Source organism: Labrenzia sp. VG12 (assembly GCF_002237595.1).
Taxonomy (GTDB): Bacteria; Pseudomonadota; Alphaproteobacteria; order Rhizobiales; family Stappiaceae; genus Roseibium.
Genome location: NZ_CP022529.1, coordinates 4,514,929 through 4,527,443, shown reverse-complemented (window position 1 = coordinate 4,527,443; position 12,515 = coordinate 4,514,929). Strand labels below are relative to the sequence as shown.

The window sequence follows — 12,515 nt, the reverse complement described above, 5'->3', positions numbered from 1 at the left end:
CTCCTATCCGAGCTTCACGTTATCGATGCCGACAATCTTGTCATAGACCACGAAGAGCATCAGGACGGCGACCAGGAGCAGGGTCCCGAGGGCAGCCGCAAGGCCCCAGTTGAGCGACGACGAGATGTGATAGGCGATCCGGTTGGAAATGAAGATGCCCGACGTGCCGCCAACCAGTTCCGGCGTGATGTAGTAGCCGATCGATAGGATGAAGACGAGCACCGCGCCCGCGCCGATGCCCGGCACCGATTGCGGGAAATAGACCCGCCAGAACGCGATCCAGTCATTGGCCCCGAGGCTCTTGGCGGCGCGCACGTAAGAAGGCGAAATGGTCTTCATCACCGAATAGAGCGGCAGGATCATGAAGGGCAGCAGAATATGCGTCATGGCGATGATCGTGCCGGTCTGGTTGTTGATCATCACGAGGCGCCCTGCCTCGCTGACAATGCCCGTCCAGACAAGGAAATCGTTGATCACCCCCTGTTGCTGGAGCAGCACCTTCCAGGCGGACGTGCGCACCAGAAGCGACGTCCAGAAGGGCAGAAGCACGAGGATCATCAAGAGGTTCGATGTGCGCAACGGCAAGGCCGCCAGCAGGAAGGCGATCGGGTACCCGAGCAACAGACACGACACGGTGATCACGATCGACAGGAACAGGGTTCGGCCGAACAGGAACATGTAGATCCGTTCGTCTGCCGGTTTCATTTCAATGCCATCTGAGGTGCGATGGGCATCGAAGGAATTCAGGAAGTATCCGTCCGTGATGGTCGGAGAGAAGCGCTTCAGCACCTGCCAGGTTTCGACCTGGCCCCATTTCTTGTCCGCGTCGAGGAACTGATCCTTGAAGGGACCGCCCTCCTCCATGCGCTTGATGCGCCGGCCGGTTTTGCGGAACAGGCTGGAGATACCGCTCTGTTCGTAATTGAGACGCGAACCGAGGCGGGTGTGGGTCTTTGCGTCGACCGCGACGACCATGTCGTCATAAAGTGCGGCGAAGACGACCTCATCCGGCACTGCGCCGGAATTGGGATCCCAGGTTTCCAGAGCGACCACGGTCTTGGGCAGGGTTTCCGAAACGATGCCGTTTTCCACGGACCGGAACAGCATGTCCACGATCGGGGCGACGAAGGTGATCAGCACAAAGATCAGCAGCGGCGCGATCAGCATCAGGGCGCGCAGCTTTTCCCGGCGCAGGGCCTTTGCCAGCGCAGCCTTCAGCGGCTTGCCGTCCTGCGTCGTCAGGACCTGACCGTCTTGGGTGGTGTCGCTCATAAATGTCTTCCGAGAATCAGAGAGAAGGTCCGGGTGAGGCGATGCCCCACCCGGTCCAAAGCGTGCCGTTAAGGCTTACTGCGCGAGCCAGGCCTGGAACTTGGCGTCGATGTCGTCGCGGTAATCCGCCCACCACTCGTAGTTATAGAGGAAGGTGTTCTTGGCGTTGTTCGGATCGGTCGGCATGTGCGGAGCCATGTCGATGCCGAGGGTCGCGTGCTGACCGACCAGCGGAGCAGACGACTTACGGGCCGGACCGTAGGAGATGAACTTGGCCTGATCCGCCAGACGCTGGGTGTCGGTGGCGTATTTGACCAGTTTCTTCACTTCAGCCAGACGATCTTCCGGCAGACCTGCCGGGATGATCCAGCCGTCCAGATCGAACACCTGGGCGTCCCAGAGCATTTTCACCGGCTGCTTCTGCTCTTCGATCAGAGCGAACAGGCGACCGTTATAGGTGGAGCCGATCACGACTTCGCTGTCGGCAAGAAGCTGCGGGGTTTCCGCACCGGCCGACCACCAGATCACGTTGTCCTTGATGGTGTCGAGCTTGGCAAATGCACGGTTCTGACCTTCTTCGGTTTCCAGAACGTCATAGACGTCTTCCTTGGCAACGCCGTCGCACAGAAGAGCCCATTCCATGTTGTTGATCGGACGCTTTTCCAGCGAGCGCTTGCCCGGGAAGGTTTCCAGATCGAAGACATCACAGATGTCGTCCGGCTCCTTGCCACCCCAGTCGGCAACGTCGGTGCGGTAGCCGAAGGTGGTGGAATAGACGATCTGCGGAATGAAGCACTCGGAAACGAGCAGGTCACCGAAGTCTTCAGACGCCGGCGTTCCGTCCGGAGCAGCTGCCAGGTCGGCGTCCGCGTCGATTTCCATCGCCAGACCTTCGTCGCACAGACGGATGGCGTCGGAGGCCACCACGTCAACCAGGTCCCAGGTGATGTTACCGGCTTCGTTCATGGCGCGCAGCTTGGCCACGGCTTCAGCGGAGGACTCATCCCAGATCACGTTGATGCCCGGGTTCTCGGCCATATACGGATCGGTATAGGCATTCTTCTGGGACGCCTGGTAGGCGCCGCCCCAGGAGACGAGCGTCAGGTCTGTTGCAAGTGCCGTGCTGCCGGCAAAAGCCAGAGCGGTGCCTGCAAGAATAACAGTCTTGAGCTTCATGTGAGTTAGCTCCCTCTTTTAGGATGTAACGGATTGCTTCCGTTGTTGTCGCTGGCGGCCGCGACCCGGCCGCCGGGCGATTTCAGACAACAGCGTCGAGCGCTTTGCAGTCATTCAGTGCCCAGCCCACAGGGACCGTTTCACCGACATGCAGCTTGCGCTTCTCTCCGCGGTTGCGAACCTTGACGATGAACTCGTCATTGCCGGCCACATTCATGCGCACACGAATGTGGTCGCCAAGATAGATGAGTTCCTCAATCCGGCCATCGACCAGATTGTCCATCGCATCATGGGTGTCGAATTCGACACGTTCCGGCCGAAGCGACAGGGTGGTCCTGTCGCCGACGGCGGCGACATTGACCTTGTCGGCCTTCAGCTTGGTGCCATCGTCGAGTTCAACCAGGCACTCCTCGCCCTGGATGTCCACGACCTTGCCGCTCAGCTTGTTGTTCTCGCCGATAAACTGGGCCACGAAGGAATTCTGCGGATCTTCATAGAGGTCATCGGGTGTCGACAGCTGCTGGATGACGCCGTCGTTGAACACGGCCACCCGGTCCGACATGGTCAGAGCCTCGGTCTGGTCGTGGGTCACGTAGACCACCGTGACGCCCAGATTTTCATGGATGTGCTTGATTTCATACTGCATCTGCTCGCGCAGCTGCTTGTCGAGCGCACCAAGCGGCTCATCCATCAGAACGAGTTCCGGGTCGAACACGAGGGCGCGGGCAACGGCGACGCGCTGCTGTTGGCCGCCGGAGAGCTGTGCCGGGCGGCGATTGCCGAAGCTGCCGAGTTCGACCATCTCCAGTGCCCGCTGCACCTTTGCCTGCTGGTCCGCCTTGTTCACATTGCGGACCTGAAGCGGAAACGCGAGGTTCTCCGCGACCGTCATGTGCGGGAACAGGGCGTAGTTCTGGAACACCATGCCGATGCCACGCTTGTGCGGCGGCACATTGTTGATCGGGCGATCATTAAGATAGATCTCGCCGTGGGTGGCGGGCTCAAACCCCGCCAGCATCATCAGGCAGGTTGTCTTGCCGGATCCGGACGGCCCCAACATGGTCAGGAATTCGCCCGGCGGGATATCGAGATTGAGGTTCTTTACGACCAGGCTTTCGCCGTCATAGCTCTTTTGAACGCTGTCATACTTAACAGCAGCGCCCCGTGTGTTCGCCATTTTGTCCCCAAATCTGGTTCATTATTATTAAGCGTCCAACCAGTTACCGCCCAGGAAGCCTTCGCCTCGTCGAGCAGTCGGTCAGCGCAGTTGCCGATAGAAAAACAAAATTGCCTGCACATGGAAAGGGGGCAATGCAAAAAAATGTATATTTTTTAGTCAGCTACCGGCTTAATATTTTGCAATGCGGTATGACAAGGAAATTTTTACTCAACACAAACGCCTCGGGGAAAAGATTATCTTCCCCAAGGCGCAGTAGTTTTCGTGCACAGTTTCGTTCACATTTGCCTAGACCAAAAAGAGTGTCGCAGTTTAACAGCGCGTTGTTGCGCCGTTGCGTCACATACTTGAGTCGTTACGTCACCTACGGATCGCCTTGTCCCCGGACCGTGCAGCATTGATCTTGTCCTGAAGCGCGCACCTCCGCTAAGTTCACGCCAAACGGCAGGACACATGTTGAAGCACTCAGATCCCAACCAGCCCAAGTTCCTGACCACCAAGGAGGTGGCCGACCTGCTCCGGGTCAAGGAGCGCAAGGTCTATGACCTGGCGGCGGCCGACGAAATTCCCCATCGGCGCATCACGGGCAAGCTGCTGTTTCCTTCCGACGAGATCGAAGCCTGGCTGGAAGGCACGCCACTGCCCGCGCAGGACACCCTGCCGGACGTTCTGGTCGGCTCTCACGATCCGCTGCTGGACTGGGCGATCCACGCATCGGGCTGCGGGCTCGCCGTCCTGTGCAATGGCAGTGGCGATGGATTGGCACGGTTTCAGGAGGCGACCGCGGCACTCGCAGGGTTGCACCTTCCAGAAGACGATGGCTGGAACGTCGACACCGTTCAAAAGACGGGCGTGCAAAATGCCGTTCTGCTCGCCTTTGCGACGCGCAAGCGCGGTCTGCTGATCTCGGACGACGCTGCCGGTGAGATCGGGTCCGTTGCCGATCTGAAGGGCAAACGTGTTGCCCTGCGCCAGCCCGGTGCCGGCGCCGCGCTCCTGTTTTCCAGGTTGCTTGACGACGCCGGCCTGACGGAGACAGACCTTGTCTGTGCCCAGGGCCCAGCCCATAGCGAGAACGATGCCGCTGTTGCAGTCGCGGCCGGCGAAGCGGATGCCGCGCTTGGGATCGAGGCCATGGCAAAACCCTTCAAGCTCACCTTTCTGCCGCTGGCCGACGAACGTTTCGATCTGCTGGTCAACCGGCGCGCCTATTTCACCGAACCGTTGCAGACGCTTTTTGCATTTGCGCGCTCTTCCGCCTTCAAGGACAAGGCCGCTGCCCTCGGTGGCTACGATCTCAGCGATCACGGCACCGTTCGCTGGCTGTCTGCCTGACAATCACCTCCGCAGGATCAAACGCAGGACCAAGATGAGCGATATTCGTCCGCACGAAGTTCAGATTTCCGTTCCGGACCCGGAGGATGCCCGGCTCTATTTCATCGGCCGCATCCGCACGCCGTGGACCGATCGCAAAGCCTGTCCGCGCCAGGGCAAAGAGGACGGACCGGACTGCCAGGTCGAGATCTTCGAGCCCTGGGTCCCGGCGCTCCAGGGCATCGAGGACTATGCCCGGATCGAACTGCTTTACTGGCTGAATCAGGCCCGGCGCGACCTGGTGATCCAGAATCCGGGGCATAATGACGGCACGTTCGGCACGTTTGCGCTGCGCTCGCCGGTGCGTCCCAACCTGATCGGAACATCCCTTGTCAAACTTGTCTCTGTCGACGGACCTGTTCTGACGGTGCGCGGGCTCGACTGTCTGGACGGCACGCCGCTTGTCGATGTGAAACCGGATCGCTGTTCGTTTACGCCGAAGGCACCGCCAAAGGACTGACGAACGCAACTTGCGCTTTTGGGACAGCTTGACAAGCCCTCCTTACAATTGACAATCCGGGCACGAATCCGCTCATCCGAAGCGGCCTGGGAGGAACTCAATGCACTCTGGAATGCCGACGGGCACGTCCGCCATCAACGATGTCGTTTCCATCGAGATCATCGGCAACACCGGCCTGATCGCCCTTGACAATCCGCCGGTCAACGCGGCGTCGCACGCGGTCCGCACGGGATTGTGGCAAGCGCTCGAAACCCTGCAGCAGGATGACGGCGTTCAGGTAATCGCGCTTTACGGCAAGGGCCGGACCTTCATTGCCGGTGCGGACATTCGGGAATTCGGCAAGCCGCCGCAGGATCCGTGGCTACCGGACCTGTGCAATTTCATCGAGGACACAGAAAAGCCCATTGTCTGCCTCCTGCACGGCACGACATTGGGCGGCGGGCTGGAAGTTGCCATGTCCTGCCACGCCCGCGTCGCACTCCCGGGCACCAGGGTGGGCCTGCCTGAAGTCACGCTCGGCATTCTGCCCGGCGCCGGCGGCACCCAGCGTGCACCGCGCCTTGCCGGTGTCGCCTTTGCCCTCGACATGATCACCTCCGGCAAGCCGGTTTCCGCAGAGGTTGCGCTCGAACACGGCCTGGTTGACCGGATAGGAGAAGGCGAACCGCGCGAGGTTGCCTTGCAGGCAGCGCAGGATCTTGTGTCCGGAGCCTTGCCCCGCCGCAAGACCGGCGAACTTGCCGCCACACCCGATCAGGCCGCAATCGATGCCATGCGGACGAAACTTGCCAAGACCCAGGCACAATTGTTCTCGCCCCACAAATGCGTCGACGCGGTCGAGGCCTGCCATCTGCCGATCAGGGACGGCATGGCGGAGGAACGCCGGCTTTACAACGCCTGCATGGAAAGCCCGCAACGCGCCGGCCTGATCCATGCCTTCTTCTCCGAACGGGCGGTCACAAAGGTTCCCGAGGCTGCGGCGGAGCCACGCGAGATCCGGTCTGTCGGCGTCATCGGCGGCGGCACCATGGGCTCCGGCATTGCGACTGCGGTGCTGCTTGCGGGCCTGCCGGTGACCCTGACCGAGCGCGATCAGGCAGGACTTGAGCGAGGCACCGACACGATCGCCGGGAACCTGGATGGCGCGGTCAAACGCGGCAAATTGAGCGCAGAGGGGCGCGAGAAGATCCTGAGTGACCGACTGAGCACCTCAACGGACCTGAAGGCCCTGGCCGATGTCGACCTGGTCATCGAGGCGGTGTTCGAGGAGATGAGCGTCAAACGCGAGATCTTCGGCACCCTCGACACGGTCTGCAAGCCGGGTGCCGTGCTGGCTTCCAACACGTCCTATCTCGACATCAACGACATCGCCGCGACCACCGGGCGGCCGGAAGACGTGATCGGTCTGCACTTCTTTTCCCCTGCCCATGTGATGCGGCTTCTGGAAGTGGTGGTCGCCGACAAGACCTCCCCCGAGGTGGTTGCCACCGGCTTTGCACTGGCCAAGAAGCTGAAAAAGATCGCCGTGCGCTCCGGCGTCTGCGACGGCTTTATCGGCAACCGCATCATGACCTTCTACAAGAAGGCCGCCGATTACATGATGATGGACGGTGCGTCGCCAGAGGAGATCGACACGGCGATGCGCGGCTTCGGCTTTGCCATGGGCCCCTACCAGGTTGCCGATCTGGCCGGTCTCGACATCAGCTGGGCCGCCAACAAGCGCCGGGCGGCAACAAGGCCCAAAGAAGAGCGATACATCCCGATTGCCGACCGGATCTGCGAGAACAGCTGGTTCGGCCGCAAGACCGGTCAGGGTTTCTACATCTATGACGACAACGGTCCCCGCCCCAATCCGGAAGCCCTTTCCATCATTGACGCGGAACGGGAAAACGCCGGAGTGACACCGCGCAGTTTTACATCTGAAGAGATTGTCGAGCGCTTCATGACGGCAATGATCTTGGAAGGTGTCCGTGTGCTGGAGGAAGGCATCGCCCTCAGGCCCATCGACATCGACGCCGTCTTCCTGAACGGCTACGGCTTCCCGCGGTTCCGCGGCGGCCCGATGCACACGGCAGATGTGATTGGCGCAGGCGAGCTGGTCCGGCGGATCGAGGCATACGCGCAGGAAGACAGCTATTACTGGCAGGTTCCCGAGCTCCTGCGGAAGATGGCTGAAAGCGGCGAGACCTTCGCGGAGATGAATACGCGGGGGTGAAGGACAAACCTGAGTGTTTGACAAGTTGCTTGAGGATATTGAACTCTTGGACTCCCACCTCCTGGGCTGGGAAACCTCAGCCTCCGAGGTCATTTTCTATTTCGAGTTCTTGCTGGCCAAGAACCATCCTGCCTATGTAGAATCGGGCAAGTCCGAAGTCGGTTGTTTCCGGGTGGGCAGGATGGTCGCCTCGGAACCGCAGACGATCTCCGGATTGCCGCAGGAGCAACTTCCCCCGAAATGGAGCGCGGAATTGCCGGAGTACGTGGATGTTGCCGAGCTCGAGGATATTACAATAGATCCGGACGGCGGTCTTCTGATTGTGGCGGAGACATACCGGGTTCACGTTCGAGCCAAACGGATTGATATTTATTTCGATTGACCAGTCGGCGCCGAAACGGTGGCTCCGCCAATGCATGTCCCCTCAATAGCGTTGAAACCAGCTTCCACTTGTCATCCCGGTTTGGCGCATCGCGCCAAGACCGGGATCCAGTACGCCGCAGTGTCAGGGCGTGTTTTTCGAGCGCCAGTGATTACTGGGTCCCGGGTCTGCGCTGCGCTTCGCCCGGGATGACAAACGGGATAGTTGTCCGGGCTGCTGCGTTTTCGGGCAAAGCACCTTGGATGGTGTCACCCCGGACGGAGCAAAGCGACGATCCGGGGCCCACTCGTTTCCAGAGCCTTCGAGTTGGTCCGAAGTAACGTGAGAGTTTGCCCCCAACTTCAGGGGCTGACTGCAAACAGGCAGGCGAGTAGGCCCCGGATCGCGCTGCGCTTGTCCGGGGTGACACCTAGAACGTGTCGCGTTTAACAAGATCCAACGATCCTCGGTTAAACGCGATTTGCCCTAAGACCAACTGTTACCCCTTTTTTCGCCGCCGCCAGCCCGCCGGCGGCATAGTCCGGCACGCTGGCGCCCAGCTTCAGTCCGAGCTCCGGGTTGGAGGCATTGCCGTTAAGGGCGCGCTTTTTGACGCCCTGCAGGATTGCGCCCATCCGGAAGAAGGCAAAGGCGAGGTAGAAGCCGAAGCCCGGAATGCCGGCAAGGCCCATTCGGCTGCAATAGGCGTCAATGAAAGCCTGATCCTCCGGAATGCCAAGCGTCTTCCGGTCGACACCGGCAAGCCCCCGGCCCTCGGTACCGGGCGGCCGCTGCCACTGCATGACGAGTGCGGCGAGATCGGCAAAAGGATGGCCGATGGTGGAAAGCTCCCAGTCGAGCACGGCAACGCAGGCCGGCCCGTCCTCCGCGAAGAGCAGGTTGTCGATACGGTAGTCGCCATGGACCAGCGTGCGCCGGCCGTCCTCTTCCGGCACATTGCCGTCGAGCCAGTCCATCAGCTCGTCCATGGCCGGAATGGTCCCGGTTTCGCTGGCCCGGTACTGCCTGGTCCAGCGGTCAATCTGGCGGCGGTAGTAGTTCCCTGACGGTCCGAAGTCCGCGAGACCGCGCGCGTCCAGGTCTATGGCATGGATCGCTGCAAGCACCCGGTTCATCTCGTCATAAAGACCGCGTCTCGTGTCGGTATCGACACCCGGCACGCGCGGGTCGTCAAAGTTGCGCCCCCGGACAAGCTGCATGATGTAGAAGGCCGAGCCGATGACGCTGTCATCCTCGCACAGCACATGCATCTGCGCGACCGGCACCTCTGACCCTGCGAGCGCCTGTTGGACCCGGAATTCCCGGTCGACGGCATGGGCGGATTTCAGAAGCACGCCCGGCGGCTTGCGCCTGAGCACATAGTCGCCGGAGGCAGCTTTCAGCCGGAAGGTCGGGTTGGACTGGCCGCGGGTGAATTTTTCTGCATCAAGCGGGCCTTCAAAGCCGGGCAGGTGTGTTTCCAGCCAGGTGGCGAGCGATCTGAGGTCAAGATCCTGTTGAGGGGTGGTCATGGGCGCAGACCTTCGTTGCCGGCCCCACGATCACACGCCGTCTGGACGCAACCCCACCCACAGCCCTCATCCTGAGGAGCGAGCTTGCTCGCGTCTCGAAGGATCGGCCTCTTGCTCTTCAATATGCCGCCGGTCCTTCGAGACAGCGCTCTGCGCTTCCTCAGGATGAGGTCTATGGGTAGGGATAGCGTGCTCATGGCTGCCCTCCGCCAAGCAAATAAGGGGCGAACGCCACCTTCAAAGCTTCCCGTTGGAGTATTTCCGCAGCTCCGTGCGCGCCACCTGGCGCCGATGCACGGCATCCGGACCGTCGGCGAACCGCAGTGTCCTCAAATGCGTCCACATGGCAGCCAATGGAAAATCCTGGCTGATGCCGGCCGCGCCGTGGACCTGCATGGCCTCGTCGACGACCTTCAATGCCATCAAAGGCGCCACCACCTTGATCTGACTGATCCAGGCCTGGGCGGCGCGCGTGCCTTGCGTGTCCATGACCCAGGCGGCCTTCAGGCAGAGCAGCCGGGCCATCTCGATTTCCATGCGCGCATTGGCGATGATGTCGTAATTGGCACCGAGGTCCATCAGCTTCCTGCCGAAGGCTTCGCGCGACATGGCGCGCTGGCAGAGCATCTCCAGCGCCTTTTCCGCCTGGCCGATGGCGCGCATGCAGTGGTGGATTCGGCCCGGGCCCAGCCGTCCCTGGGCAACCTCGAACCCACGCCCTTCTCCCAGGACAAGATCTTCCTGCGGCACACGCACATCCGTGAAGCGGATATGCATGTGGCCGTGGGGCGCATCGTCGGCGCCGAAGACATGCATCGGCCGAAGCACCTCGATGCCCGGCGCATCGACCGGGATCAGGAACATGGAATGGCGGCTGTGCTTGTGTGCCTCCGGGTCCGTTGCGGCCATGACGATGTAAAGCGCGCAGCGCGGGTCACCGGCGCCTGTCGCCCACCACTTGTCGCCGTTGAGGACCCAGTCGGTGCCATCCTTTCGGGCCGTGAGCGCAATGTTGGTCGCATCGGACGAGGCCACATCCGGTTCGGTCATCAGATAGGCGGACCGGATGTCTCCGTTCAAAAGCGGTTTCAGCCAGCGTTGCTTGTGGGCCTCGGTGCCATAGCGCTCCAGAACTTCCATGTTGCCGGTGTCGGGCGCATTGCAGTTGAAAACCTCGGCGGCAATGCCGACCTTGCCCATTTCCTCCGCCAGATAGGCGTATTCGACCGTTGTCAGGCCGAACCCTTTCTCGCTGTCCGTCAGCCAGAAATTCCAGAGACCTCGTTCCTTTGCCCTGGCTTTCAGACTGTCCAGGATCTCAAGCTGGCGGGCCGTCATCTGAAACCGGTCACCGGAAGGATGCCGCCCGACCTCTTCGTGATATTCCCTGTCGAGCGGCGCGATCTCCGTTTCCACCATCTGGCGCACCTCGGCGATCAACGGTGCAACCTTTTCGGAAATTCCAAGATCCATAAGTTCCCCCTAGCAGATGTCGTCGCGCAGGCGCTTTATGGCGGCGCGGTATTCCGTTTCCAGGCGATCGACCACATGGGCCGCCGGGCCAACGGATTTGATCGCACCAATGCCTTGCCCGGCGCCCCAGATCTCGCGCCAGGCTTTGGGCTTCGGGCTGTCGTCCGGCATGACGCTGACATCCCAGTCCGTTGGCAGGTCATTGGGATCCAGTCCAACCTTGGCAATCGAACCTTTCAGGTAGTTGGCCGGGTGCCCAGTAAAGAGCGACGAGGTCAGAACATCTTCCGCGCCACCGGCCACCATCATGTCCTTGTAGGCGCGATCCGCATTCGCCTCTTCGGTGGCCACGAAGGGCGAACCGACATAACCGAAATCGGCACCGAGCACCCGTGCGGCCAGCAGCGCTTCGCCGGTAGAGACCGCCCCGCCGAGAAGCAGGGGCCCGTCGAACCATTCGCGGATCTCGCGCACCAGGGCAAAGGGTGATTGCGGGCCACCATGACCGCCGGCACCTGCCGCGACCGCAATCAGCCCGTCGGCGCCTTTTTCGACTGCCTTCCTGGCATAGGTGTTGTTGATGACATCATGCAGCGCGATGCCGCCGCAGGCATGAGCGGCCTCGTTCACCTCCACCCGGGCGCCCATGGAGGTGATCCAGATCGGCACCTTCCAACGCGCACAGATCTCGATGTCGCGTTCCAGGCGCTCGTTGGAACGATGCACGATCTGGTTGACCGCAAAGGGCGCGGCCGGGCTGTCGGGATTCGCCTGATTGTGCCGGTCGAGCGCTTCGGTGATCTGCTGCAGCCAGGCTTCCAGCTGCACTGGTCCATCTGGCTCGTCCCGGGCGTTGAGCGCCGGAAAGCTGCCGATGATGCCGGCCTTGCACTGGGCAATCACCAGATCCGGACAGGAGACGATGAAAAGCGGGGCGGCAACCGCCGGCAGTCTCAGGCCCTGCAGCGCCTTTGGCAATGGGCGTGCCTTGAGCATCAGGTTTGCTCCCCTTCGTTCAGATAAAAGCGGTTCAGCCAGTCGGCAGCGAGCGCGGGCCGCTTGCCACCGTCGATCTCGATGGTCGAGGCCCAGGTGATGTCGACCTCCTTCGGTCCGGGTTGCGACAGGGCCGCCAGACTGAACCGGCCGCGTACCCTGTCCCCGGCCTTGACCGGTGCCAGGAAGCGCACCTTGTCGAAACCGTAATTGATGCCCATTTCGGCCCCGGCAATTTTCGGCTGGGCCTCCAGCGCCAATGCCGACAGCAGTGACAGGGTCAGAAACCCGTGCGCAATGGTGCCGCCAAAAGGCGTTTGTGCGGCCCGGACCGGGTCAACATGGATGAACTGGTGATCACCGGTGACATCGGCAAAGGCGTCGATCCGGGCCTGGTCCACCAGGACCCAGGACGACACACCGACCTCGGTGCCAATCATCGCTTTCAACGTGTCGACGGTGACCGGTCCGGGCGAAGC

The 12,515-nt window shown here is 61.3% G+C and carries 11 protein-coding genes; 4 read left to right on the top strand and 7 right to left on the bottom strand.

The genetic code is table 11. The features are described 5' to 3' along the window. Positions 1-3: 3 nt before the first annotated feature. The 3 genes from CHH27_RS21045 to CHH27_RS21035 form a co-directional block, all read right to left on the bottom strand. Positions 4-1,272, bottom strand: a complete 1,269-nt coding sequence (locus CHH27_RS21045; RefSeq protein ID WP_094073328.1) for an ABC transporter permease — start codon at positions 1,270-1,272, stop codon at positions 4-6. 75 nt (positions 1,273-1,347) lie between these two features. Further along, complete coding sequence (locus tag CHH27_RS21040) at positions 1,348-2,448, bottom strand: extracellular solute-binding protein (RefSeq protein ID WP_094073327.1); 1,101 nt, start codon at positions 2,446-2,448, stop codon at positions 1,348-1,350. Between the two features lie 82 nt (positions 2,449-2,530). After that, positions 2,531-3,625, bottom strand: a complete 1,095-nt coding sequence (locus CHH27_RS21035; RefSeq protein WP_094073326.1) for an ABC transporter ATP-binding protein — start codon at positions 3,623-3,625, stop codon at positions 2,531-2,533. Between the two features lie 453 nt (positions 3,626-4,078). On the opposite strand from CHH27_RS21035, the gene CHH27_RS21030 reads away from it, so the two are divergent. The 4 genes from CHH27_RS21030 to CHH27_RS21015 all read left to right on the top strand — a co-directional run bounded on the left by CHH27_RS21030 (position 4,079) and on the right by CHH27_RS21015 (position 8,056). Next, positions 4,079-4,960, top strand: coding sequence for a helix-turn-helix transcriptional regulator (locus CHH27_RS21030; protein WP_094073325.1), 882 nt, complete (start codon positions 4,079-4,081; stop codon positions 4,958-4,960). Positions 4,961-4,994: 34 nt separating this feature from the next. Beyond that, positions 4,995-5,459 carry a tRNA (N6-threonylcarbamoyladenosine(37)-N6)-methyltransferase TrmO gene (tsaA, locus tag CHH27_RS21025; RefSeq protein ID WP_094073324.1) on the top strand — a complete coding sequence of 155 codons (465 nt, stop codon included), beginning with the start codon at positions 4,995-4,997 and terminating at the stop codon, positions 5,457-5,459. 100 nt (positions 5,460-5,559) lie between these two features. Then, on the top strand, positions 5,560-7,674 hold the full coding sequence (locus CHH27_RS21020) for a 3-hydroxyacyl-CoA dehydrogenase NAD-binding domain-containing protein (RefSeq protein ID WP_247646141.1): 2,115 nt from the start codon (positions 5,560-5,562) through the stop codon (positions 7,672-7,674). 13 nt (positions 7,675-7,687) lie between these two features. Continuing rightward, positions 7,688-8,056: a hypothetical protein gene (locus tag CHH27_RS21015; RefSeq protein ID WP_157739018.1), complete on the top strand. Its 369-nt coding sequence runs from the start codon at positions 7,688-7,690 to the stop codon at positions 8,054-8,056. Positions 8,057-8,505: 449 nt separating this feature from the next. On the opposite strand, the gene CHH27_RS21010 is transcribed toward CHH27_RS21015, so the two are convergent. From CHH27_RS21010 to CHH27_RS20990, 4 genes are all read right to left on the bottom strand, one after another. Then, on the bottom strand, positions 8,506-9,567 hold the full coding sequence (locus CHH27_RS21010; RefSeq protein WP_094073321.1) for a phosphotransferase family protein: 1,062 nt from the start codon (positions 9,565-9,567) through the stop codon (positions 8,506-8,508). Positions 9,568-9,804: 237 nt separating this feature from the next. Continuing rightward, a complete protein-coding gene (locus tag CHH27_RS21000) occupies positions 9,805-11,040 on the bottom strand; it encodes an acyl-CoA dehydrogenase family protein (RefSeq protein WP_094073319.1) in 1,236 nt (411 codons plus the stop codon). Between the two features lie 9 nt (positions 11,041-11,049). After that, positions 11,050-12,036, bottom strand: coding sequence for a nitronate monooxygenase family protein (locus CHH27_RS20995; protein ID WP_094073318.1), 987 nt, complete (start codon positions 12,034-12,036; stop codon positions 11,050-11,052). After that, complete coding sequence (locus CHH27_RS20990) at positions 12,036-12,476, bottom strand: MaoC family dehydratase (RefSeq protein ID WP_094074912.1); 441 nt, start codon at positions 12,474-12,476, stop codon at positions 12,036-12,038. Before CHH27_RS20990 ends, CHH27_RS20995 begins: the two co-directional genes overlap by 1 nt. Positions 12,477-12,515 lie beyond the last annotated feature (39 nt).